General features: G+C 39.1%; 27 protein-coding genes and 1 tRNA gene. 13 read left to right on the plus strand and 15 right to left on the minus strand.

What is annotated here, in order from left to right; translation table 11 throughout:
- Positions 1-224: 224 nt before the first annotated feature.
- Positions 225-800: a DUF308 domain-containing protein gene (locus tag PR833_RS01500; protein ID WP_004920937.1), complete on the minus strand. Its 576-nt coding sequence runs from the start codon at positions 798-800 to the stop codon at positions 225-227.
- A gap of 321 nt (positions 801-1,121) precedes the next feature.
- Here PR833_RS01500 and PR833_RS01505 point away from each other — a divergent pair, with 321 nt between their 5' ends.
- Positions 1,122-1,970, plus strand: a complete 849-nt coding sequence (locus PR833_RS01505) for a D-amino-acid transaminase (protein WP_036940842.1) — start codon at positions 1,122-1,124, stop codon at positions 1,968-1,970.
- Between the two features lie 9 nt (positions 1,971-1,979).
- Here the strand turns inward: PR833_RS01505 and PR833_RS01510 are convergent, their stop codons facing one another.
- The 3 genes from PR833_RS01510 to PR833_RS01520 all read right to left on the minus strand — a co-directional run bounded on the left by PR833_RS01510 (position 1,980) and on the right by PR833_RS01520 (position 4,697).
- A complete protein-coding gene (locus PR833_RS01510) occupies positions 1,980-2,570 on the minus strand; it encodes a cysteine hydrolase family protein (RefSeq protein ID WP_004920932.1) in 591 nt (196 codons plus the stop codon).
- 98 nt (positions 2,571-2,668) lie between these two features.
- A complete protein-coding gene (locus PR833_RS01515) occupies positions 2,669-4,030 on the minus strand; it encodes a sensor histidine kinase (protein WP_036940839.1) in 1,362 nt (453 codons plus the stop codon).
- Positions 4,020-4,697, minus strand: coding sequence for a response regulator (locus PR833_RS01520; protein ID WP_014656200.1), 678 nt, complete (start codon positions 4,695-4,697; stop codon positions 4,020-4,022). The genes PR833_RS01515 and PR833_RS01520 overlap by 11 nt, the downstream gene beginning before the upstream one ends.
- 175 nt (positions 4,698-4,872) lie before the next feature.
- Between PR833_RS01520 and PR833_RS01525 the strand changes: the two genes are divergently transcribed.
- Both PR833_RS01525 and PR833_RS01530 read left to right on the plus strand, forming a co-directional pair.
- Complete coding sequence (locus tag PR833_RS01525) at positions 4,873-5,115, plus strand: hypothetical protein (protein WP_004920926.1); 243 nt, start codon at positions 4,873-4,875, stop codon at positions 5,113-5,115.
- Between the two features lie 22 nt (positions 5,116-5,137).
- Positions 5,138-5,938, plus strand: coding sequence for a MipA/OmpV family protein (locus PR833_RS01530; protein ID WP_004920924.1), 801 nt, complete (start codon positions 5,138-5,140; stop codon positions 5,936-5,938).
- Positions 5,939-6,012: 74 nt separating this feature from the next.
- On the opposite strand, the gene PR833_RS01535 is transcribed toward PR833_RS01530, so the two are convergent.
- The gene (locus PR833_RS01535; RefSeq protein WP_004920922.1) at positions 6,013-6,273 is read right to left on the minus strand and encodes a DinI-like family protein; all 261 of its coding nucleotides are present in this window, start codon (positions 6,271-6,273) and stop codon (positions 6,013-6,015) included.
- A 214-nt stretch (positions 6,274-6,487) separates the two neighbouring features.
- Between PR833_RS01535 and PR833_RS01540 the strand changes: the two genes are divergently transcribed.
- Entirely contained in the window at positions 6,488-7,063 is a 576-nt protein-coding gene (locus PR833_RS01540; protein WP_004920920.1) for a GNAT family N-acetyltransferase, read from the plus strand.
- A 43-nt stretch (positions 7,064-7,106) separates the two neighbouring features.
- On the opposite strand, the gene PR833_RS01545 is transcribed toward PR833_RS01540, so the two are convergent.
- On the minus strand, positions 7,107-7,517 hold the full coding sequence (locus tag PR833_RS01545) for a GNAT family N-acetyltransferase (RefSeq protein ID WP_004920918.1): 411 nt from the start codon (positions 7,515-7,517) through the stop codon (positions 7,107-7,109).
- Positions 7,518-7,609: 92 nt separating this feature from the next.
- Positions 7,610-8,287, minus strand: coding sequence for a DUF1345 domain-containing protein (locus tag PR833_RS01550; RefSeq protein ID WP_014656196.1), 678 nt, complete (start codon positions 8,285-8,287; stop codon positions 7,610-7,612).
- 300 nt (positions 8,288-8,587) lie between these two features.
- Between PR833_RS01550 and PR833_RS01555 the strand changes: the two genes are divergently transcribed.
- From PR833_RS01555 to PR833_RS01570, 4 genes are all read left to right on the plus strand, one after another.
- Positions 8,588-9,859, plus strand: coding sequence for an MASE1 domain-containing protein (locus PR833_RS01555; RefSeq protein WP_014656195.1), 1,272 nt, complete (start codon positions 8,588-8,590; stop codon positions 9,857-9,859).
- Positions 9,860-9,886: 27 nt separating this feature from the next.
- Positions 9,887-11,197, plus strand: coding sequence for an HdeD family acid-resistance protein (locus tag PR833_RS01560; protein ID WP_272525836.1), 1,311 nt, complete (start codon positions 9,887-9,889; stop codon positions 11,195-11,197).
- Between the two features lie 78 nt (positions 11,198-11,275).
- Entirely contained in the window at positions 11,276-11,608 is a 333-nt protein-coding gene (locus PR833_RS01565) for a DMT family transporter (RefSeq protein ID WP_376738364.1), read from the plus strand.
- A gap of 199 nt (positions 11,609-11,807) precedes the next feature.
- Entirely contained in the window at positions 11,808-12,266 is a 459-nt protein-coding gene (locus PR833_RS01570) for an Hsp20 family protein (protein ID WP_004920908.1), read from the plus strand.
- A 293-nt stretch (positions 12,267-12,559) separates the two neighbouring features.
- Here the strand turns inward: PR833_RS01570 and PR833_RS01575 are convergent.
- The 3 genes from PR833_RS01575 to PR833_RS01585 form a co-directional block, all read right to left on the minus strand.
- A tRNA-Pro gene (locus tag PR833_RS01575) sits at positions 12,560-12,636 on the minus strand.
- Positions 12,637-12,709: 73 nt separating this feature from the next.
- Positions 12,710-14,428, minus strand: a complete 1,719-nt coding sequence (yejM, locus tag PR833_RS01580) for an LPS biosynthesis-modulating metalloenzyme YejM (RefSeq protein WP_004920906.1) — start codon at positions 14,426-14,428, stop codon at positions 12,710-12,712.
- A 22-nt stretch (positions 14,429-14,450) separates the two neighbouring features.
- Positions 14,451-14,678, minus strand: a complete 228-nt coding sequence (locus PR833_RS01585; protein WP_014656193.1) for a YejL family protein — start codon at positions 14,676-14,678, stop codon at positions 14,451-14,453.
- Between the two features lie 242 nt (positions 14,679-14,920).
- Here PR833_RS01585 and yejK point away from each other — a divergent pair, with 242 nt between their 5' ends.
- Positions 14,921-15,922: a nucleoid-associated protein YejK gene (yejK, locus tag PR833_RS01590; protein ID WP_004920902.1), complete on the plus strand. Its 1,002-nt coding sequence runs from the start codon at positions 14,921-14,923 to the stop codon at positions 15,920-15,922.
- A gap of 88 nt (positions 15,923-16,010) precedes the next feature.
- On the opposite strand, the gene rplY is transcribed toward yejK, so the two are convergent.
- The gene (gene rplY, locus PR833_RS01595; RefSeq protein ID WP_004920900.1) at positions 16,011-16,292 is read right to left on the minus strand and encodes a 50S ribosomal protein L25; all 282 of its coding nucleotides are present in this window, start codon (positions 16,290-16,292) and stop codon (positions 16,011-16,013) included.
- A 162-nt stretch (positions 16,293-16,454) separates the two neighbouring features.
- Positions 16,455-18,215, minus strand: a complete 1,761-nt coding sequence (locus tag PR833_RS01600) for a DEAD/DEAH box helicase (protein ID WP_272525837.1) — start codon at positions 18,213-18,215, stop codon at positions 16,455-16,457.
- A 225-nt stretch (positions 18,216-18,440) separates the two neighbouring features.
- Here PR833_RS01600 and rsuA point away from each other — a divergent pair, with 225 nt between their 5' ends.
- The 3 genes from rsuA (at position 18,441) to PR833_RS01615 (ending at position 21,451) form a co-directional block, all read left to right on the plus strand.
- A complete protein-coding gene (gene rsuA, locus PR833_RS01605; protein ID WP_004920895.1) occupies positions 18,441-19,145 on the plus strand; it encodes a 16S rRNA pseudouridine(516) synthase RsuA in 705 nt (234 codons plus the stop codon).
- Positions 19,146-19,243: 98 nt separating this feature from the next.
- Positions 19,244-20,431: a Bcr/CflA family multidrug efflux MFS transporter gene (locus PR833_RS01610; protein ID WP_014656192.1), complete on the plus strand. Its 1,188-nt coding sequence runs from the start codon at positions 19,244-19,246 to the stop codon at positions 20,429-20,431.
- Positions 20,432-21,109: 678 nt separating this feature from the next.
- Positions 21,110-21,451, plus strand: coding sequence for a hypothetical protein (locus PR833_RS01615; RefSeq protein WP_004920891.1), 342 nt, complete (start codon positions 21,110-21,112; stop codon positions 21,449-21,451).
- An 86-nt stretch (positions 21,452-21,537) separates the two neighbouring features.
- Here PR833_RS01615 and mepS read toward each other — a convergent pair whose 3' ends face one another.
- Together mepS and PR833_RS01625 are read right to left on the minus strand one after the other, a co-directional pair.
- Positions 21,538-22,119, minus strand: coding sequence for a bifunctional murein DD-endopeptidase/murein LD-carboxypeptidase (mepS, locus tag PR833_RS01620; protein WP_004920890.1), 582 nt, complete (start codon positions 22,117-22,119; stop codon positions 21,538-21,540).
- 589 nt (positions 22,120-22,708) lie between these two features.
- A complete protein-coding gene (locus tag PR833_RS01625; RefSeq protein WP_004920888.1) occupies positions 22,709-23,326 on the minus strand; it encodes a YrbL family protein in 618 nt (205 codons plus the stop codon).
- A 324-nt stretch (positions 23,327-23,650) separates the two neighbouring features.
- Here PR833_RS01625 and PR833_RS01630 point away from each other — a divergent pair, with 324 nt between their 5' ends.
- The gene (locus PR833_RS01630; RefSeq protein ID WP_036940824.1) at positions 23,651-23,998 is read left to right on the plus strand and encodes a hypothetical protein; all 348 of its coding nucleotides are present in this window, start codon (positions 23,651-23,653) and stop codon (positions 23,996-23,998) included.
- A 98-nt stretch (positions 23,999-24,096) separates the two neighbouring features.
- Here PR833_RS01630 and yeiP read toward each other — a convergent pair whose 3' ends face one another.
- The gene (yeiP, locus tag PR833_RS01635) at positions 24,097-24,669 is read right to left on the minus strand and encodes an elongation factor P-like protein YeiP (protein ID WP_272525838.1); all 573 of its coding nucleotides are present in this window, start codon (positions 24,667-24,669) and stop codon (positions 24,097-24,099) included.
- Positions 24,670-24,797: the final 128 nt, after the last annotated feature.

Raw genomic sequence — 24,797 nt, forward strand, 5'->3', positions numbered from 1 at the left:
GTTTAGCAAGTAATTCAATAACTTCTTGAACATCACTAATAAATTCTTTAAGGGTATGCATGGGAACTCCAAATGTTAAAGTGTGATCTAGATCACTTGATGGCATTTTAACTATTGGAAAAGGAAAGTCAAGCTTGGATTAAATATTATTTTAATTTTTAAAAAATATTTGATGGCGAGTTTGTTAGGTAGGTAACAGGGGGGAACTCGCCATCAATCATGGGCTATTTATTGGTGCTTTTTAAGGCCCCAGCCAGTAGGAACAGGGTGAAAGAGCTAAAGAGCAATTCAATACCAATAAACAGGGTTAATAGGGTGATGGAAGTTTGAGCATTTCCGCTTAGTAGCATATAGGCGATGATAAAATCTAAAATACCAATCAAAATATTCATCATTCCGGCTGCTGAACTAAACAACTTAGTACCTGCGTAGATCCGAATGACCCCGCCGAAAATAAATAAAATAGCGACAAAAATGGCGAGAAATAACAAGCTTTGTAGTGGGTCTGAGAGGAACGCATAACCTAAAATAAGGTAGGCGATACCGACGATTAAACTGAATAAAATAGACATATTTGCGTAGAGTCGGTTGAAGAAAATATTCAAAATAACGGCTACGCCACTGACTAATAACACCACGCCAATGAAAGAACTGAATACGATCCCAGATACAAGCGGATTAGTAATACAGACAATCCCCCCAATGAGCAATAATAAGGCAACGAGATAAATAATCGTTCTATGACCTTTTAATTGTGACTCTGCAAGGTTTTTAAGTTGATCTGGATTGATATTAAGCATGATAAGGCTCTCCCTTATGTCAAATAAAGAGTAGTTGACGGGGTTGATTTGTATTAATTTTAAAAATATAGGGCATTAGCATTTAGTTCAATAGCTATTTCACAAAAATAACAAAAATGACTATTGTTAATACTAGAGAATCAATCTAAAAGTGATGAATTTTGATCTCACATTAATATTCATCAATAAAAAACACTCAATTAATGAGCGTCTAAAATAGATTTTATTGCAACAATGACGTTTTTATTGTGTGGCATGGCTGTCGATCTCTATTTCATCACATAACTTGGTGTGTGCAATTTGAAAAGGAAAAGTAACGCTATGATGACTTATATCAATGGGCGGTTTATCCCAGAGGAGCAGGCCTCGATATCAATTTTTGACCGTGGGTTTTTATTTGCCGATGCTGTATATGAGGTAACAGCTGTCATTAACGGGAAGTTAATTGATTTTAAAAACCATATAGCAAGGTTAAAACGGTCATGTCATGAATTGGAATTAGCACTACCTTATACAGAGGATGTATTATTTGATATTCATCGGCAACTTATTGAAAAAAATAACCTCACTGAAGGCCTCATCTATTTACAATTAACACGTGGAAATGCGGGGCAGCGTAATTTCTTATTTCCTGATAAAACGATCCCCCCAACATTGGTTCTTTTTGCTCAGCAGGCATCTATTATTGAGAACCCTCGTGTAAAAACAGGGATTAGAGTTGTGACATTTGAGGATATTCGTTGGCAGCGTTGTGATATTAAAACAGTTGCATTACTTGCAGCATGTTTAGCAAAAGAATATGCCCGCTCTCAGGGAGTTGAAGATGCCCTTTTTGTCAAAGATGGTTTTATAACAGAGGGTAGTTCCAGCAATTTTTTTATTATCACCGCTGAAAATAAAATTAAAACACGTAGCTTAAGCCATGAAATATTGCCCGGCATTACAAGGCAAGCCATTTTAACCCTTGCGCAAGAACAAAACTTAGCGGTTGAAGAAAGTGCATTTACCATTGAAGAGGCAATAACTGCTAAGGAAGCGTTTATTACTTCATCAACAACACTTGTTTGGCCGGTGATTGAAATTGATGGGCAGAAAATTGCTGGGGGCAAGCCAGGGCAGTTAGCACTCCGGCTTCGCGATATTTATATTCAGAAAATGTTAGCAATATAAAAACAATAATCAGTAGGATGGTTTGACGTTTCCTTGCAAAAATTCTGAGAGTGAAGAAACGGTGGCCATTCCTTGTAATGCTTGCATACTTTGTTGATGCAACTCTAAGCTTGCTGCTGCACAAAGTTCATCAATGACGGTAACTTGATAACCAAGATCATGGGCTTGGCGAGCGCTGCTTTGAATTGCGAGTAGTGAACTCACTCCGCCAAAAATAACCTGTTTAATATGATTTTCTTGTAACCAATGTGCAAGTTGATTTCCAGTAAATGCACTAACGCCTTTTTTAATCATAATGAGGTCTCGGAGCTGTACATCAAGATCTTTAACCCAATGACAACCAGAACTACTTAATTTTAATGCGTTAAGCTGTTTTGCACGGTGAAACATCGGAGAGCCTGCTGGGATATCTTGATAATCATCAGCAAACCCAACCTTGACCCAAATAACAGGGATGTTGTGGCTACGTGCAAAAGCAGCCGCTTGATTAGCGTTCTCAACAACATGACGTTCTTGCGCTTGTAGGTAACTGGTATTTGATAATCCATTCTTACCTATAATATCTTCAATGAGGTCGATAATAATTAATGCTTGAGACATGAGCCTTCCCTTTAACAAAATAAGTAAAAAGACTTATAGAATTAAATTATAGCCCAAAAAACGGTCTAAGCTCTATGATCTTAATGGCAAAATTATCATTAAGGTAAATCAATAATAAATCCAACACCTTTCTTATCTAACCCATCTGTCACTCGGATAGTCGCATCAATTTTTGTCGCAAGATTATGGACAATGGAAAGCCCAAGGCCACTTCCTGTTTCCATTGTTCCGGGTACACGATAAAAACGTGAAAAGATAAGTTGGCGACTTTCTTCAGGGATCCCTCGACCATTATCTTGCACGGTTATAGTGGCACCGAACGGACTTAAATCTCTAATGGTGATCTTAATTTTGCCTTTTTTGTCACTATATTTAATCGCGTTTTCCAGCAAGTTGGTAAAAATAGTGGTCAATGCAAGTTTATCGGTGGTAATAAAAACATTATCAGGACTTTGTAATTCAATATCGATATCTTGGCTGATCGCATGGGGAACATGTAATGAAGTGATATGGGAAATTAAAGTAGGTATATTAATTTGCTCTTTATTGACAGAAAAGTCTTCAGCTTCTAAGCGTGCTAAATCAATAAGTTGGTGAGACAGTGAAGCGGCCCGATTTAAAGCGGCTTGCATATCTTTGACAATCTCTTCCCTCTCTTTGACATTGTCTATTTGCATCAATAAATGCAATTGTGCAATCACAGCAGCGATAGGGGTTCGGAGTTCATGGGCGGCATCTGCCATAAAACGTTTTTCGCGCTGGTTGGCGGCATCGACCCGCAACATGAGATTATTGATAGCAGTAATAATAGGGCGGATTTCTTTATATTGCTCTTTGACTTCAATTGGCGTCAAATTCCCCGGCTTACGGCTGGAGATTATAGTTGCAGCTTGTCTGAGTGGTCGCAAACTGAAATAAGCGGTGACAATAATAGCGATTAGCATGATACCTAATATAAATAATAAAGGTATTGCGGTGCCTTCTGCGGGGCTGCCAATTATTGATTTACGGTCAAAATAGGATTCACCAAGGATCACCTCAATGGTGTGCGCGTCATTCCATGACACAGTAAAGTGCCAATTTGGTTGCTGTGCTTGTAATTCATTGAACGTAATATTGTCAGTTATATTAATTTTATCGCTATTACGGTATAGCACTTCACCATGTTGATTACGGATCACAACAAAAGGCTTATAGGAGACTTCCAAGCCATTTTCCATCGCATCGGTATACATTTTTTGTAATGAGGTGGCGATACGATCAAAATATTCAGGATTATTGGTAACGGCGCCTAAAGTATCAGCAAAGCCTTTGGTAACAATTTGTTGTTGCCGGTTAAAATCATCATCAATGCTAGGTAAATAAAAAAATTGTAGCCAGCCAACGAGCAGCCCCCACAGTAAAACCACTGAGCTTATCTGTAAGAAAAAGGTGTAAATAAAAAAGGATTTAACTTTCACTTGGCTGAGCTTCTTTTTTAAGTAAATAACCAATGCCGCGGATAGTGATAATGCGATCTTTACCTATCTTGCGTCGTAAGTTGTGAATATGTACCTCAAGCGAATTACTTTCTATTTTATCATCGAAACCAAATAGGCGCTGTTCGAGATCGGCCTTGCGAACTACATTATCGGCATTTTTCACTAATTCATATAAAAGTTGATACTCTTTGCCTGATAGTAGCAAAAGCTGATCATTTAAGAGCACTTGGTGATTGATTGGATTTAATTGCAGATTATCCAATTGCCAAATTTCCGATGAAAAACCTGCCATACGGCGGCTGACCGCTTTTACACGAGAAATTAACTCTGGCATGGCAAATGGCTTGGTTAAAAAGTCATCGGCACCAGAATCTAGACTGGTTACTAAATTATCCATCTGATTACGTGCGGTCAAAATAATAATCGGTATTGATTGGCCTGAGCGGCGCCATGCGATTAATTCCTCATTACCATCACCATCAGGCAATCCTAAGTCTAGGAGCATGAGATCAAAATTACGGGAATTGAGTTGTTGTTTAGCATCCGAAAGTAACCGTACCCAAAGTGGATTAAAACCTGCAAGTTCTAAGCCACGGCAGAGTGCTTTGCCTAATTGGAGATCATCTTCGACTAATAGAATATTCATTTTATCACCTCTCTGGCGAGCAGTATAAGCAGGCAACATTTTTCCGACAATATAATCAAGGTCAATTCAACGTGAGATTTAATAAAGCCTTAAGGTTTGTTTAACCCATTTTTAAGGTATGAATGAGTAATAAGATTATTATTTTAACGTCTTTGCAGTTATAGGAATAACTAAAATGAAATTACAACTTATTGAGAGCACAGCTTTCGTTACGGTTATTTTTATCTCAATGATTTTAATAGGGAAAAATTTTAATTTGCCGAAGGAAAGGTTATTTCCAGCGGTTTCAATAAACGAAATTCATGCTTGTACAAAAATAAAAAGTTGCATTGCAAATGAGAAAATCACTAAAGAAGTAAAGAATGGTACTAATCCGATGAAGGAAATCAAAACGTTTATTAGGCAGAAAATTTATTAATAAATAAGATAGGAAACTTCTAATGAAACAATTGTGTTCAGCGGTAACCTTGGTTGCGGCATTATTACCCTATAGTGCTGTCATGGCAGGGGAAACTATGCTGATATTAGGAGCTGGTGGCTCAGTAATGCCCGCTTATGAGGGATCCAATAAATACCTATTTTCACCGACAGTTGATATTAACTATGGCTATATATCCGATGATTATGGTGTATTTAGTATTGGATTAGAAGGGGCGGAATGGGCAATTGGTTTAACAGATAACTTCACGTTTTCTAGCCGAATTGGCTATGATGCCGGACGAGATGAAAAAATAGGGATTTTGGGCAATAAAAATGAAGATCTCAAAGGGATGGGCGATTTAGATGGTTCAATGACCGTAGGAGCCACAGTCAACTACTCAATCAATAACTACCAGCTTTATGTTTCAGCAGACATGGCAACCAAAGATCGCCACTATGGGGGGCGAAATATTGGTAGAACAGTGAACGTTGAAATCGGTGGTATTGGTAATTACCAAATAAATAGCAAGTGGGATATTGAATATACGTTAGCGACGGTCTGGGGAAATAAAGCTTATAATCAAGCTTATTTTGGCGTATCAAAACAGCAGGCAAGTCGCTCACGCTTTAATGAATATGACGCGGGAAGTGGCTTTAAAGATATTCACGGTGGTGCCATATTAAATTATAACCTAAATGAAGACACCGCGCTTTATACTGGCGTTGGTGCTTATTACCTAGTTGGAGATGCTGCGAAAAGCACGCTTACTGAGCAGCGTTTAGGATGGGTTGGTTTAGCTGGAATAAAATACACTTTTTAAAACGTATTATTTTAGATAGTGGCAAAGGAATGCTGAGCTAATTTAGCCAGACATTCCTTTAATTGACCACATGCCTAATCCATTGAATTTTGTTCAGGGATCCAGCCATCGTCCAGCCAAATTTCCTCTAATATCTCTTCAATACGAGCCTTATCTTGCGCAAGTTTGGTGCCTGAAATATTAATTCGCTGGCTAGAGCTAAAAGCAACCCGCGTTATCATGTCTGGATATTGTGGGCTAAGTTTACGAGTAATTTCAGTTTCAAGTGCTTGCAAGATAATATCACTAGGTTTTTGTGGTGCATTTTTATCAAATAAAATCTCAATGCGTAACATAATCGCCTCTACCTAACACTGTATTCATATACAGTATTTTTAGATTGAGAGAGGGATAAAGTCAATATCAGAATGATAATATTTTTTAAAAGACCAAAGGATTGTTATCCTGAAGAGGTAATTATCTGTTTTTATCTATGAAAAACAAATGATTATATTAGCTTCTTACCCCAAGAGAAAGTGAAAATCAGTTGCCGAGTAATAGATAATAGGTATGCTAACAGGGTTTGTTTGTAAAATAATGGATTTTAGTTTAATGCTGACCGTCACGAGATTAACAGAGAAAGATTCGATAGAAATAGAAAAGGTCAATGGCCTCTACGATTTGTCATTCCCAGCTTATGAAAAAAGAAGTTATCAAGGACGACAAAGTATACTTAAACATAAAGATTATTATTTGTACTCTTTTTCTGATGAAGGTGTTTTTATTGGTTTTGTAGGAAGTTGGAAAATTGGTGATTATTTTTATATTGAACACCTTGCTATATCGCCTAATTTACGGGGAAAGGGATACGGTCAAAAAGTGCTAAGCAGCTTCTGTGAACAAGTGAGTCGGGTTATTCTGGAAATCGACCCTGTTATCGATGAAATTAGTGAGAAAAGGCTGCGTTTTTACCACCATTGCGGCTTTAAGCAAAATGAATATCAACATGCCCATCCAAGCTATCATCCTGAATATGCACCACATCAATTGGAAATTTTAAGTTATCCAACGAAGATAAATCCGCAAACCTATCAGCAATTTAATGAAAAATTGACAAATGTAGTGATGCACGCTTCTTTGTTATAAGGTTTTAAATTAAACATTATGTTTGCTCAGTGGTAGAAGGTGTTCATCGGTAAAAATAGATCAATTCAGGATCGCCTTCGTCAAGGTTCTCTATTATTCCACTCGAAATAAACTGAGCATTCGCGAGTAATCTTTGCATGGAAACATTTGATTGATTGGTTGAGGTGAATAGTTTTGGAGTCACACAAGTTAATTTAAGCTGTTCTATTAACTGTGAGCCTATGCCTTGTCGCCGAAATTCGCTATCAACCATCAACATTTCAATAAATCCACATCCAAAAAAGCGGTAATGTAAAACGCCATAGGCAATAATTTGACTCTGGCGTTCGATGAGATAGCAATTCTTCTCATTAACCCATTGCTGAATATTTTGGGCTCGTTCAGCAGTCGCTACGCTATCAATGTGTTTCAGTGCTTCGATATCTTGTGGTGTGGCGAGTCGAAAATAATCCAATCATTGTTCCTTTTTAATAATTATCATGCCGCTGTCTTTGTGCTATTAGCGTGTAACTGATTCAGACGGCGTGAAAATAAGCCTCATTAACGTTAGAAAAAACTTGCCGAGATATTGATACATAACCCTAAGATTGCCATGTTAAAAATAAAAGAAATAACGGACTGTAGCAATACCGCACGACGCATAGGAGTTGAGGCAACTTCAACATCCGCTGTTTGTGACGCGACGGCAATAGTAAAAGAGAAATACATAAAATCGGAATAACTCGGCTCAAGCAATTTATCAGGAAACCGCAACCATGGCTGTTGTTTATCTGAATTACTGTAATACAAATGTGCATAGTGCATGGTAAAGCCGGTAGGAAGCAGTAACCACGAAGAAATCAGTGTTGAAGCCGTTAGTGCATAAGAAACAAATTTATCATCTTGTGAAAAATCGCCATGGCCCCCTAACGCAAAAAATAACACCAATAAACTGACACAACAGCCCGCGACGAGAAAAAATATAACCATACGCGCACTTTCATCCTCAACTCTGGTTATTTTGCGTATATCTTTGACTTTATGATTAATAATTCGAGCAAAGAGAAAAAGTAAATAGATCCAAGCAAAGGCGTTCCAACTTAGGATCAAACACATCATAGTGCCTTGATATGGCAACAGAGCGAAAAAGGTAGTCAATGCAACAAGCAAAGAGATAATAAAGCGAGGCCGTGAACGAAATGCATGACGGAGAATATGTGTAATATGAGCAGGGTAACGTAACATCGACTAAACCTTCAACAGAATAGAAAAATAATATTCACTATATCAAATAGTTGTATATTTGTTCTAAGTAAATTGCACTATGATGGAAACCTTTGCACGATAGGTGCGTTGTCGCGGCGCAGTTTTTGCGATATTTCGTTATTAAGTGAGGTATGATTAAGATACTATCGAACATAATAAATCAGTGTAATTACTATACCTGAGGCTCTAATTTTGCTATTTTTTGCCAGCGAAAAGGGGATTTGTTCTTTTTTTATTGAGAAACACCAGAGATAACTTTTACTGAGCCTGAGATAATATATGAAAACATCTCTGTTATCACAGAAAATGCCATTCGTTGCCATAATAGGCTGGCTGTTGCTTTATTATGTGACAGGTGAGATTTCAGAAATTCTCACGCCACCTAACGCTGAAATTTCCGTTGTCTGGTTTCCTGCCGGAGTAGCAACGACGGCATTTCTATGTATGCATAAACGCCAATGGCCAATATTGTTATTTGGCTTCATTGTGTTAAATCTTTTTTTAGATGGCTTTGATAGTGAAGCTATTCTAATTTCAGTTCTTTACTCTATTTTAGGGGTACTTTCCTGCATTGTTATTGCTTGGATTGTACGCAAATATGCCCATCAAGATGATGATTTGCATATTATCTTACTATGGCTATTTACCATCATCATTGTCAGTTTGTTAGATGCGGTATTGTTTTCGGTCAGCATGTATTGGTTGGATCATACTTCGATTAAAAATATCTTTTGGGATGGATTTATTGCTGATATTACGGGGAATATATTTGCTACAACAGTGATGATGGGGTTAATAAATACCCGATTTAAAACGATAACTAATTTGCGGATGCATTTAATTTGGGGCGTCGTCGTTCTTGGCTTACTGATTATGAGTACTATCTTGATATTTAATGATAGTGCAATACAACTGTATAACGCCTATTTCCACCATCAACGTAATCTTATTCGGCTATCTTTGCTGTGTATCCCTGTTTTATTTGCCGTTATTTTATCCTTGCTCTGGGGGAACCGTGGGGGGTCATTAGCATTATTAGTGCTTGCCACTATCACTATCTATTATACCAGTAATCGACAAGGGCCTTTTTATCTTCACGGCTTGTTTCGTCATGAGTCTCTTTGGCTTATTCAAGGTTATTTGACAGTAATATCGCTATTAATGGTATTTTTGCGCGTTGTGACGCGTAGCACTCAACGGATCGATGAAAATCAAGGCATCTATACTCGACAGCATCTTGTTTATCAATTGAATTTAAGCGATGGAACGATTGAATGGGGAAACTCAAATAACGGTATTCCTGATACAGATATTACTGCATGTTCCAATATTAAGCAGCTTATCGAGGCCATTCATCCTGAGGATCAGGAAAAACTTAATCAGCATTGGTATTCACAGCAGCATCATGCTGTTCTTCCCACAATACTATTTCGTTTTGCGGATAGCGATGGCCACTGGTGGACGATAGAAGATCGTGGCAGTGTATTTTTTGGTAGCAGCGATCCCATGATGGTTGTTGGTAATTGGTTTATTTCAAGTGAAGTTTCTTGAAATTGAGGTCATAACAAGGGATAGGTGATGCTACAAATTGCATTATTACTCTTTGGTGCGGAGTTCATCAGAGGAAAAGCTCATTACCTTTGGGGTATAGGGAGCCTTTGGTGTTTGATGGGTATTTTTATTTTTATTGATGGCCTTGATGGGAATGCTTTCTTCCCGATACATCTCTTTGGTTTGTTATTATTACTAGAAAGTTTGGTGACATTAAGTGTCGCTTCGAGTGGGGTTGGTACCCAAAAAGCAATACTCTTTTTTAAAGGTTGTCTATTTCTGTTTTGCGCACTGGTTATATTAATCAATCAAAAATTTAGTAATGTACTGCTATCAGCAATGTTTGGCTTTGCTTACTTTTTTACTGGTTTATTTGTGGTCGTGTCTGCATGGGTTGTTCGTTTCCCCGGATGGCAATTGGTCATGATATGGGGAGGAATTGAAATATTTTTTGCATTCTTTCTGTTTACGCATCATCAAGCCACTATCTCCTTTTTTCTCGGATTTTTAATGATAGGAAGTGGTTTAGGTTGTTTGCGAATTGCATTGCGCGCACGTTATATTCGGCGGGGAACAGCAATATTTGAGCTTATGCGTCCGAGGCCTATGTCATTTAAAAAGACAGGCGCTACCGCAACGAATACGACGGCTTCAACGGCAGATACTTCGAAGCAAAAAATAGATCCTAACTCAGTTTTAACGGTCCATATATGGACACCGGAAGGCTCTGCTAATCAGCGTCCTGTGCCACGCCCAATTATTAATCGCTATATTGCCGCAGTTGATGCCGATGGCGTTATTTCAACAGGGCATGCCGCATTAGAACTTTATCCCTATATCTATATTAGTTTATATCCAGCGGAAGATATTGACCGTTCTCCTTCAGAGTTTTTTAGAATATTGAAGGCAACGGCTGCTAATAATGTGCCGGGGCGTTTTTTACCTGATTATCAAACAGAAGCTTCAGAATGGTGTGATTCAGATAGGAGGATCACTTTCGAGGTTTATAACCCAGCATCATTGATAACTTTTTGGGAAAAATATCGGCAGCACCCAGTTTATAATCTGACATATCAAAATTGCTCTAGCAGCGTTGCGTATGCGTTAGAGGCTGCATTGGATGGGGTTTTATCTATCCAGAAAAGAAGCAGTTTTTTGGGAGTATTAAGTGTACTTTGTATGCCTGAATTATGGATAGCCGCTCAGATACGGCGTCGCGCACGGATGATGGCCTGGACTCCAGGATTGATGATGGATTATGCACGAGCATTACGCGCTATCGTCCATCCAGCGCCTATACCGTGGTACAAGCGCATACCATGGCGGCGCACGTCATAGCATTATGATGAATCAATAATCTATTTTGTTTAACAAGGGAGCGATGAGCTTCCAAAATGAGTCAAAGAGGTCTTTATGCTGAAAGTATACGCAATCTTAATGGTGTCTATATTAGCTGAAACAGCAGCGACAACCATGATGAAAGCGTCTGATGGATTTACCCGCTTGGTGCCGAGTATTATTGTTATCGTAGGTTATGCCGTCTCTTTTTATGGCTTATCGCAGGTCGTAAAAAGTATGAATATTGGCATCGCATATGCGATATGGGCAGGAGTTGGGATATTCCTTGTTTCGGTATTATCGTTCTTTGTTTACAAACAGAAACTCGATCTTCCAGCATTAATTGGACTAGGGTTCATTGCATTGGGCATTATTATTATCCAACTGTTTTCAAAATCGGTTATTCATTAAGCCAGTCTGGTCAAGAGCAGTATGCGGAGGCACTGTATCTTCACGTTAAGAGACTACGATTAAGCGACTGATAATAATAAAAAATAAATTTTTCTATAAAATTTGAGCTGGCAGGGTTGAAAAGTGATGAGTCGTCCCTATGTATATTTATGGGTGATAGGTACATCCACTTAATCTCATTAATACTGAAGGAGGAATTATGGCTAACATTAAACCTTTTTCATTATTTCCAACAATTTCTGATAGCTTACTATCTAATCGGTTTGATCAGATAGACCGTTTATTCAGCCAACTCACCGGAAGCAGGCCTATTGCATCACCGGTTCAGACCTATGATCTGAAACAGATTGATGATAGCCATTATGAGCTTACGGTTAGTGTTCCTGGATACCAAGAAAGCGATTTAACTGTTTCATTAAAAGGTGGTCGATTATTGGTAGAAGGGAAACGAGAAGAAAAATCTCAGGAAGATAACGAAAAGTGGCTTCACCGTGGAATATCCTACGGTCAGTTTACGTTGCAGTTTGACCTAGGTAAAAATGTAAGGATAGAAAAAGCGGATCTATCAAGAGGGCTTTTAACGGTGGCCATTGAGTATGAATTGCCGGAAGAAGAGAAACCGCAACTGATAGCAATAGAAAATAAAGATAAAAATTAAGTAATTGATATAGAGTTAGGTTATTAGGCTACACATAAGGTGTAGCCTCAATCTGCAACCCTACCAGCTGGTAGGGTTTTTTGCATTTTATTGTTGCAACTATTTACTCATATTCACTCATTGATAATTAAAAAGTATTGATGATGAAAAGAATATTTTTAGTTACGTCTCTATTTCTATTGGCGGGAAAAGATACAGCCAGACTTTGAAGACTTTAAAAGCAAACTTTTACCCCGCTTAAATTTTAGATACAAAAAAACCAACCATAACAGGTTGGTTTTCTTAGGGAATTCTGGTCGGCATGATAGGATTTGAACCTACGACCCCCGACACCCCATGACGGTGCGCTACCAAGCTGCGCTACATGCCGAACTGCGATTAATACTACTCATTTTCCCCATGAAAGCAAGACATTGATTGCACGACTGATTGATTTTTAAACGTTAATTTTCATTAAAACGCTTAAGCTCTGTGAAAATCTTCAATAACTGTGCAAGATCAGGTTTTTGGTCTTTAACTTCTCGACCTTGCAGGTCATAGATACTAAATTGACCGTTATGATCCATATACAGGGTCGCACTATTGGTCGTGATCACTACATCATTGTCATCGCCGGTAATAACCCACGGGTATTTACGTTCTGGGCTAAATAAATCTTCCCCTTGGCTATAATCCTCAGGCGAGTTAGACACATGCAGTAACCGTTGCATAATCGTCGTCAATACGTCTTGGTGGCTTGTCAGCTTATCAATTTGTTGACTCGGTGTATTAGGCCAATAGATAAGCAGTGGAACCTGCATTTTTTCCCGCTCAAAACGTTTATTACTAAACCAGTTTGTCGTGTCAGATTGTTCAGCATTATTATAATTCGCTGTAATAATAACAATCGTATTTTTCAAGCGACCATCACGTATCAGTGACTCTATTACTTGATTGATTTGTTGATCCGTCTGGTTACTTCCCGGTTTACCTTTAATATTTAAGAAGGAGAACCAAGGCGATTCATTTTTTAAACCTTTTAACCAGGAATCCCACTGAGAAATTGTTTGTGCATCACTATCAGCCGCTTTTGCAGGTAATGAATAATCGGCCAAGATAGCTTGACGGAAAAGCGGGGAATTAAAGCCATCGGTAGAGAATAGGCCGAATTGATACCCTTGTTTCTGCAATGCTTGGATAAGTACAGAGGCATACCGCTCATTAAGAATATTATCAAAATAGCTGGATGAGATACCATAAAATAGGCCAAAGAGAGCAGTATCGTTACGTAAACCCGTCGTATAGTGGTTGGTGAATTCGGTACTCATCTCTTTAAATGATTTCAGCGATGACATGCTATTTTGCTGTGTTTTATTGCCTAAATCATCAACAACAACTAACAGCAGGTTATAACCCATACCTTGGTCATAGTAGCTGAGCGGTTTTAATGGATACTGGATTTTTAGTGCAGTAGGGCTACCTTGTTGGAAAACACGATTTTGATGTTCTGATAAGTCCAGCAGACCGTATTTATCAAGCAGTTTCCTTGCCGTCATAGGTTGTGACAGCGGGTAATTATAGCGCTGCATGGTAATGGGGCGATAGAAATTAGCATCAGACCATGCATACATTAGGTGCGACATAATAAAGGTCGCAATAAATATCCCCGCAAGTGGCTTACCAAAAGTTTGCCTGTTCAAACTGCGTAACTTTTGCCAACTCCACGTTGCAAATAGCATTTGAACGAGAAAGATGATTGGGATGGTGATAAACATGAGTTGCCACTCGCGAGCCATTTCACCTTTGTCAGGGTTGATGACAAGATCCCAAACTTGTGGCGTTAGGTGTAGGCCAAATTGGCTAAATACCCGAATATCAAAGAGTAATAATGTGGTGCCAACGGTGGCAAGGGCAACACAAATCAGCCTCAGCAGCCGCTGAGACATCACAATAAAGGTCAGAGGAAAGACAATGAGCAAGTAGCAAGCAAAAACGACAAAGCTAAAATGGCCAATCCAACTGACGAAGGCAAAAATACGCCCAGCTAGCGTATCAGGCCAATCGAAAATAAACAGATAGCTACTGCTTAGCCCGAGGCTAAGCAGTATATTGAAAAGTGCAAACCAGTGCCCCCAACTTATCATTTGGGAGACTTTGTCACGGTAGCGCTGCTGGGTCACCATACTGTTTATTTCATTAGTCTATTTAGTGAGATTGATCTTCTTTAACAGAAGACAACAAAGCGTTGGCGAAAGAGTCTGCAATCATTTTACGTTGAGTTGGCGCAACAGACGTATTAAGCAGATTGGTCACCATATTGCCTAACACCATAAGTGAAAGATCTACAGGAGTATGGTTTTTTTCTAACACGCTGACAAGTTCAGCAAGCAAAGTTTCAACTTTTTCATCACTATAGCGAGATGACTGTGGCATAAATTTCGACATCCTAAATTAGTTAAAGCTCACCTATGATAGCGTATAGCGGGATGTTTTTCTTCATTCTTCGCAAGAAATTTATATTCAAGTGAGAATAATGCTTATTAAGATAATTTGAATGAGTATTAGTTCAATTTTGCTAAGTAAAAATAGGTAGAGATGACGGTTTCAGTTGCAGATAAATAGCATCGGTGTTTGAATACGCGCGACAATATTTCTGCTTGAACAAGGAGCCTACAATGAGTCTGGAAATTACCCAGATAGCTTTACATCAGTTGATCAAACGCGATGAACAAACACTCGAAGTGATGTTACGTGATTCTCTGTTGTCAACCGATAACGTTGTGCAAGACATGATGGCAGAATTACACCGAGTATACAGTGCGAAGAGCAAAGCGTTTGGCGAGTTTAACGAAGAGAGTGAGCTGGCGGACGCATTGAAATTATTGCGCAAAGGTGAAGAGGAGTTTCTCGGTTTTAGCCGTGCAATGACCGTGCGCTTAAAAGATGAATTGGCAAAATATCCCTTTGCTGAAGGGGGCGTGGTGCTCTTTTGTCAATATCGCTACCTCGCGGTTGAATATTTATTAATCGCGGTATTAAGCAGCTGTGACAGTATGTTTGTGACAGATAACCTCGATTTATCGACGACACATTATCTGGATATCCCTCATGCAGATATTGTAGCGCGTATTGATTTAACTGAGTGGGAAACGAACCCAGAGTCAACCCGTTACTTGACCTTTTTAAAAGGGAGAGTAGGGCGCAAAGTCTCTGACTTTTTTATGGACTTTTTAGCGGCGTCAGAAGGTCTAAATGCAAAAGCTCAAAATAAAGGCTTAGTACAAGCGCTAGATGATTTTTGTGATAATGCTCAGATGGATAAAAATACGCGTCAAGCGTATCGTCAGCAAGTCCATAATTATTGTACTGAGCAGTTGCAATCAGGGGAAGAAATTGAATTACAAGCGCTATCGAATGAGTTGCCGGTAGTTGAGGAACAAAGCTTCAGTGATTTTGCTCGCCAAAATGATTATCAATTAGAAGATAGCTTTCCCGCAGATAGAGGTACGTTAAAGCAACTGACCAAGTTTTCTGGTAGTGGTGGTGGAATAACGATCAGTTTTGATGCATTACTGATGGGAGAGCGTATTTTTTGGGATCCAGTCACAGATACATTAACGATTCGAGGCACTCCGCCAAATTTGCGGGATCAACTGCAACGTCGTAGTGGCAAATAAGGTAACCACTAAAAATAAATAACGCCGCAATTGCGGCGTTATTTACTCGGCGTCCCGATAAATTCTAAAGCTCGGCTTGTGGCTTTAATTAAACGCGCAGGAAGTCAATGTGCGTCACTTTTGGCTTGAATGGGTGACGTTGAATTGCCTGAACTTTGACTTTAGTTTCTTTACCATCGATAACCAGGCTCAGAACTTCATAAAATTCTGCTTTGCCTTCTTGGTTAATCACTTCATCATGGTTAAGAGTAACAGAGATAGCTTCTTGGTTGCCACCGTAAACGATAGCTGGAAGCTGGTTTGCTCTGCGCAGGCGGCGGCTCGCACCCTTACCCTGCTCTTTACGTGCAATTGCATTAATAGTTAACATTACTATTTCTCTATACAAGAAAAAAATAAAATCCTGCTACAGGCGACCCAGCAGCAGGTTCGAGATTTGGCTTGTTGATGTGTAATTCGCTGACGCGAAACATCCAAGCGGGCGGCATTTTAACGGAAAACCGTCTTTACAGCAATCATAATCTAATCAATATCAGGAGTAGAGTTGGTCGGCAACTCGAAAACGCCCTTGATAATCAAATATTTTTTGGCGGATCTCCCAATAACTTTCCTTCTTACGAGCCACTATAAATTGAGGATAACGTAATAAAGCCTGCTGAGAGATAATGTCATTAGCCGAAGACCAATGAAAAGGAACGCCTGGCGCACGGAAATGTTCCCGCAAGAAATGGTATTCAAAAGCACGGCGTTGCGCCTGTGTATGCAAACGAAAGCGTTCCGAAACGGAGGTGCCATCTTCATCATAGTACGTGATTTTTAGCCATTCACCTTTGTTATCAGCACCATTGGTTAGTGCCATGCCGCCGCAACGTAAGAGCAACGCATCTTTTAATTTCAAAGCCGCTTTTAGCATATCGTCAGGATCAGATAATACCCCATCGCATTTTTGGCAGCGGCGAGCGGCAATATCGTTTTCTGCACCACAATGAGGACATTGTTTAAAACGAAAACGGTACTCACATTGCTGCTTTTGACCTAATTCATTCTCTTCCCAGCCTTGGCAGCGGCGACCATAATGCTCGATAATTTGCCCATCTTCGGTGCATTTTCCCCAAAAAGTATTAGCAAACTGACAAAGAGGGCAGAATACCTGAACGGGAACACTGTTGGTGTTAGGCTTAGTTGAACCTACCTCAGGGCGAAAGAGGTCGTGAGGATTCCCTGCATAGTCTAAGATCAGGCACTCGGTTTTTCCCGGTGAAAGGCGCAAGCCTCGGCCTACAATTTGTTGGTATAAGCTGACAGATTCTGTTGGGCGTAGAATGGCAATAACATCGACATGCGGGGCATCAAACCCTGTTGTCAGAACAGAAACGTTGACTAAAAAATGCAGCTTTTTCTGCTTAAACTGTTGAATAATAGCCTCTCGCTCTATCGCGGGCGTCTCGGCGGTAACTAAGGCGGCGGTCTGTTCAGGTAAATAGCCGAAAATTTCTTTTGCGTGTTCAACGGTAGCGGCAAAGATCATACAACCTTGCCGCGGTAAGGCGTATTCAACAATTTGAGCGACAATTTTAGGGGTAATACGTTTTTGTTTCTTAATAGAAAGGTTTAATTCTTGTTCATTAAAAATGCCGGCGGAACTGAGAGAAACTTGGCTAAAGTCATACTGTAATACTGGCATATCAAGGCGTTCGGGGGTGACTAAGAAATGATTTTTAATCATGTAATGCAAAGGTAACTCATAAATACATTCATGAAAAAAGCAGTTCTCATCGCCTCTTATCATGCCGTGATAATGATATTGATAGATCCATCCTGAACCGAGTCGATAGGGAGTGGCGGTTAAACCTAGGATCTTCAATGCAGGGTTGTACTGACTAAGGTTATTGATAATTTGTTGATATTGGCTTTTCTCATTCGCGCTAATACGATGACATTCATCAATGATAATTAAGGAGAAATTATCATTAAAACTGTCTAAGTTTCGCGCAACGGATTGTACGCTGCCAAAGACGACTTTGCTTTGGGATTGTTTGCGATTTAAGCCAGCAGCGAAAATATCAGCCTCAAGGCCATAAGCGATATATTTTGCATGGTTTTGTTCTACTAATTCTTTGACGTGAGCAAGAACCAATACTCTTCCTCGAGCTAAGCGAGCAAGTTCGGCAATGACCAAGCTTTTTCCTGCTCCCGTTGGTAGCACAATCACGGCAGGTTGCGTGTGTTGGCGAAAATAACGAACGGTCGCATCGACAGCTTCTTGTTGATAGGGACGAAGGACAAAAGGCATATTATTCAGTATTAATTAAAAATAGTAAGTCGCTTAATGTAAAATTTAGGTTAACACAATGGGTTGAGCTAAAAACACGCGTTAATTTTGAGACGCTATCACTTGTAGTTAGTTATTGATATAATAAAAGATGTGAGCACAATCACAATAACCTTTCAATTTTATTTCTAACAACTTAGTTGTCTTTAGGCACTAAGTTACTATTCCATCAAATTAAGAGTGTTTATGCGACTGGATAAGTTTTTGTCCCAGCAATTAGGGATTAGCCGGAGCCTAGTGGCGCGAGAGCTGCGTGCCGGAAAAGTCACTGTAGATGATGAAATTGTCAAATCAGGTGCGGTACAAGTCAGCCCTGAACAAGTTGTCGCTTATGAAGGCAGTGTTTTAGTTCATGTTACAGGCCCGCGTTATTTTATGTTGCATAAGCCTCAAGGCTATGTTTGCTCAACAGACGATCCTGCTCATCCCACCATTCTCTATTTTATTGATGAGCCGCTGGCAGACAAATTGCACTCAGCAGGGCGCCTTGATATTGATACCACAGGGTTAGTATTGCTAACCGATGATGGTCAGTGGTCACATCGCATAACCTCTCCCAAGCACCACTGTGAAAAAACGTATCGAGTTGAGTTAGAAAACGACATTGCTGACGATGTTGCAAAACGCTTTGCCGAAGGCGTCATGCTAAATGGCGAAAAATATCCAACCAAGCCAGCTCAGTTGGAGGTCATCTCTCCAAAAGAAGTGCTATTGACCATCAGCGAAGGGCGCTATCACCAAGTAAAAAGAATGTTTGCAGCAGTAGGAAATCATGTTTGTGGGCTACACCGCGAGCGTATTGGTGATATTTGGCTCGATGATGATCTTGCTCCCGGCGAGTATCGTGAGTTAACCGAAGACGAAATCAACAGCGTTATCGTTCCGCGCTAACGATAAATTATTAATAAAAATAAATAAAATCGTTTCTGGTGTGCGACATATCTTTAAGGTGTGTCGTATCAGGCGAGAGCGAGATAGGAGTTTAAAGAGTGCAACAGCAAAAATCATCCTACATAGGGTTGATATTAATATTAGGCTTATTATCAATGCTTATGCCTTTAGCCATTGATATGTATTTACCTAGCTTTTTAGTGATGGGTGAGTACTTCAATGTCGATGAAGGGCGTATCCAGATGACGCTTAATAGCTATATTTTTGGCTTTGCAATTGGGCAGCTATTTTATGGTCCAATGGCCGATAGTCTGGGTCGTAAGCCTGTGATTTTAGGCGGCGTCATCGTATTTGCCATCGCCTCAGCAGCATGTGCGCTTTCTGAGTCAATCGAATCACTCATCTTGTTTCGCTTCCTACATGGTTTTGCTGCTGCGGCAGCTAGTGTTGTGATCAACGCATTAATGAGGGATATGTTTACGCGTGATGAGTTTTCACGCAGCATGTCATTTGTTGTTTTAGTGATGACAATAGCCCCACTATTGGCACCGATTTTAGGTGGCAAGGTGATGTTATGGTTCTCATGGCATGCCATTTTTTGGAGTATTTCGATAGCGGCCGTGATTGCGGTTATTTTAGTGAGTTTATTTATACGTGAAACGTTACCTGTTGAGAAACGGCAACCCTTTCATTTAGGTAATACATTAAGGCAGTTTGCAACCCTTTTTCGTGCCAAACAAGTGCTGTTTTATATTTTAGCGAGTTCATTTTCATTTGCGGGAATGTTTTCATTTTTGAATGCGAGCCCGTTTGTTTATATTGAACTGAATGGCGTGGCGCCAGAAAATTTTGGTTACTTTTTTGGTATTAATATTATTTTCTTATTCATTATGACCACATTTAATGGTCGTTATGTTAGGCGCTTTGGGGCAGAGCGCATGCTCTACCTAGGGATCATTGTCCAATTCACCATGGGAATTTGGTTACTGGCGACCACGGCAATGGATGTTGGCTTCTGGGCTCTGGTGCTTGGTGTGGCGATTTATGTCAGTGGGATTGCAATGATAACCTCAAATGCAATGGCGGTAATTTTAGATAATTATCCACATATTGCAGGTACGGTTTCCTCATTAGCGGGAACAATCCGTTTTTCCATTGGGGCTTTGATAGGAACTTTACTATCAATGATCCCCGCTAAGTCAGCATGGCCGATGGTTGGCTCTATGGTTGCGTGCGTGGCTTGCTCAATGCTATTTGTTTTATTGGCGAAACGCGCCAAAAAATAAATTAATCCAATAAGACTGGCTGTTTCATGGATGAAACAGTGGTTTCCTTCGTACTTATTTCATTTCGTGACCATCTCTTTTTATATAGTGTTAAGCAAAAATTAATTACTCGGTAAAACCGAATTTTTTGCCAGTAAAATTGGAAAGTATGAATAAAAATGATCTAAATCAATAATCATTTGATAGCGATTTGTTAAATTTGTGTATTAAACTCAGGTAATTGCAGTTAAGTCATAAGTTGGTGGAGTTAGTGAGTTTTCTTCAAAATTACTCAGCTTATTATTAATGCCCGTTTAATAATGTAAAAAAAATGACTAATAGTTAGTCTCTGTGTTGAGTTTTAAGATCAAAAAAAATTTAAAATTTAACATTCATAGTAAAAAAATGTGCATGCAAGGATTTATGTCACAAAAATTTAACGACACGAGTAATATTTAATGTTATATTTAGGTATGTATATTTAACAAACCCGTTACTTTTGGGCTTTGTCGCGAATTCGGTTTGAACGAAGTTTGATATCGTTTACTGACCTCTAAACATTTATTTAGAGGAGGGAGAGTCAAAGCTTAAGGCTCGTAGGTATCTCGCCATAAAGGCAGCCTCAGCGAAGCGTTGATTAAGTAAATAGCCTTCGTTCAACGAACACTATGATGGTTTAGGTAGCAATAGGAATTTGTTGTGGAAAAATCAGGTCTTTCGGTTGTGCACAGGCTGCCGCAAAGTTACCGCTGGTTATCTGGGAAAATAGGCACGGACGTTGAAGTCGTACCTACAGATGACTTCGATAGCGATAAACTTGTGGGGCTGAAATTACTCAGCCATGACTGTGCTACAGATTGCATTGCAATGAAGCAGTTGTCAGAATCATTGTCTGAATTGCAAATTGAAAGTGCGATTTTAGAATGGCAAAAAGAAATTTGCCTCTTTATTCATGCTAGTGATGAACTTGCCGCCATGTGCCGCTTAAAGGCGGCTGGTGTTGCTATCGCGGAGCTTGAGTCAGGTTTTTATTCATCCTAACATCGCTATTGAACGCAATAAAAAAGCTTCCAGTTTTTAACTTGGAAGCTTTTTTATTGGCAAGGAATTTAAAAAGGTATTATCGGTTATGAACCATTAATGATGCGGCGACCAGCGTAGTACCGTTTGCTCCAATACTCATTGGTCATTTCTGATACGATAACACCACTGCTGGTAGAGGCGTGAACAAACTTATTGTCACCAATATAGATACCAACATGCTTCATGCGGCGACCGGTTTTAAAGAGAACCAAGTCACCTGCTTTTAAATTGTTACGGTTAACACTCTTACCGGAAGACTCTTGCTCTGAGGTCGTACGTGGTAAGGCAACACCAAATTGTTCAATAAAGGTACGTTGCACAAAGCTTGAACAATCAATACCACTTTTTGTTGTACCGCCAAGACGATATCTCACACCTTTCCAATTTGCATATTGATTCATGATCTTCGATTTGGTATCGACGCTTTGAACGAGTTGTTCGAACTCATCTTGAGAAGCCATTGCTAACGAATCGGAAGAACCATTTAACATACGTGGTTCAGAATGAGTGGTACGTTGAGCATTTCTTGAAGAATCAGGGGCAGTACAAGCTGACAGTGTCGCGGCAATTGCTATTGCTGGTATGATGCGCAAAATGTTGCGCTTAAATTTTTCAGATGTTGCCATTATTGTTAATATCCCTTGCCATTTCTTATTGTGTTTTTTTCCACACAACAAACGTAAACTTATCCCTGTGAAAAGCGCATTTTACAAAATGCGACACTGGCTTTTCACAGAAAGCGTTTAATACAGAACAACTAAAACTTGTATATGAGCAAAACGACGATTTGCTGCGTTGGCGACACATTTGTTATGTCAACATAACAACAAACTGTTAAACACTCACCGTTAGAGTTTGGCAGTTGCATACTTATTTCGCCAAACATAGAGAGCATACATAAACGAAAGCAAAATGGCGAGTTAATAAGGTAATAATTTACAAAACATTATATTAAGCATGGATGTGTATCATCTTTTGTACATTTAGAGTTAAAAAAGTGTGTGTGTTATCGTTAGGTACTCAAATAATCGAGTAAAAATAACGATCTAGATCACGCTTTGAGTGAAACAACATTTGCTTAATAGTATAACAGCGTCTACAGGCTTTTTTGAATTGTAAAGAAGTTTAAATTTTTCTAAATTGAATAATCTAATACGATGGTGAAGCATACGATATTGCGCCGCAAGATCAAAGCAACGCAATATCGTTTTGCCACTAGTTTATTTGCATATTAGCCAGTTTGACGTGATATTCTCTTAGCATTCGCTGTTCAAAATCGGTAAATCGACGAGTGAGTGTGGCTCGAGCGATTGTAGATGAAAAGTAGTCGACGGGAATTAAGGTCGCACAACCTAGATTATCAATGATAAAAAATTGGCCGTGGGGTTTATAGCCTAATTGATAAACAATATTGTAAGGCTTTAATGCCATTGTCACTATTGCATCTTTAAAAACAGTCTTTTTAAAAATATCATAGGCAATTCTCATATTTTTTTGATGTTTTAAAAAAGCATTTTTATTTTTTAAATAATAATCCAGCGTATTGGATACATTTCCCGCTTTATCTTTTATTAACTGAAATACGTAGCCTGTACCTAACGTGGTTTTTTGAATGCCATAATAATGGGCAATCGCATCTGATGATGATTTATTTCGGTAAATTCGTTTGTAATACTTAATTTCACGTATTGTTTCTCGATCATCTCTATTTGAATGATGAACTTTGACACATAAATCATCACGCTCGGGATGCTGATAGCATGCACGTTGCCGACCACTTGCAATCAAGAGGGATGGCGTCAATTCGATGGTTTTTGAAAGTAATGTTTTCATAGTGAATTAGGTTATAAGTCTATTAGTGATCATAACGATTATTGTTAAGGCTTCTATTTCTAAAAATATCCGTACTAATTTTAATAGATTAAACCTAATGGGAGTTGCAATATGTGTGATCGTCTCAAATTTGTGATCAACTTAACTAATTATGTGTTATTTCTTAGAGTTTGAGAAAAATAAAAAACTACGACTGTAAGTTAAATATTGTTTCATTCATTCAAATTAAGATTCGGTTATTCAGTAATAAAAAGTAAAAAATTATTACAGATATAAATAATTCATCGCAGATGACGATAACCTAATTTTAAGCGGATGACTTTTATGAAACTTACAGCAAATAAAATTTCTTTGACAGCGCTATTAGCAATAACCATTTTTAGCTTTTTTCCTTTTGGTAGTGTTCAAGCAAAAGAAAAAAACTATGTTGGCGGTGGAACGATTACCTTTATCGGTGCAATTGTTATGCCTCCATGTCAAATTGGTGCAATTGATGGGCATATTGAAACCACATGTTGGTCTAGCAATAAAGGTAAACCAGAAATAACAAAAACGTCTTTAAAAAAATTGAGAGTAGGCATCCATGAATTGCCTAATAGTCAAGGCACTCAAAGCTTTAAATGGATAAATAAAGAACAGACGTTGGGTGTGTATACACTGACATATAACTGAATAAAAAAACTTAAGCGGTTTATTAGGTAGGAAGTTAGTTTAATTTGTTTAAGAAAAAGAAAGCCCTATGGGCTAATGCCCATAGGTGATATATCTAATTAATCGCAGCGGCCCATATAGCGGCGTTCAGGAATATGAATACGAATTTTTTCACCACTCGTGAGGTATTCAGGGACTTGAACCGTTAGGTCTGTTGCCATTGTTGCAGGTTTTGTTCGCGCACTGGCTGAAGCACCTTTAATTGCAGGTGTTGTTTCTACAATAACCATATCAACGGTTTGTGGAAGTTCGAGCGCCAATACTTGCCCATCCATCGTGAGCACCTGCATGCCAGGCAATCCCTCTTCAGGGATAAATAACAGCTCCTCTTCAATGTCTGCACGTTTAAAGAGATAAGGCGTATAGTCTTCATTATCCATGAAAACATATTCATCACCGTCGATATAAGAGAAGCTAACAGCGCGACGAGTTAAAGAGATGGTTTCTAAAATATCATCACCTTTAAAGCGTTCTTCGACTTTTTGGCCAGTCTTAATATCAGTAAAGCGCATTTTATATAAAGTACTGGCGCCACGAGCGCTTGGTGCCTGAATATCGATATCTTTAACCAAGAGCAGCTTGCCGTTGTAACTCACCGCAAACCCGCGTTTGATCTCATTGGCTTTTGCCATAAATAACCTTCTTTATTATCGTCAGAAAAGAGTGCGACAAAATTACTCGCAGATAGGCGATTAGGCAAGATAGGAAACGTACTTTTCAATAAAAAAAATCTCCCCAACGGTGATGTTGGGGAGGGTAT

The organism is Providencia sp. PROV189 (assembly GCF_028480065.1).
Lineage (GTDB): Bacteria > Pseudomonadota > Gammaproteobacteria > Enterobacterales > Enterobacteriaceae > Providencia > Providencia stuartii.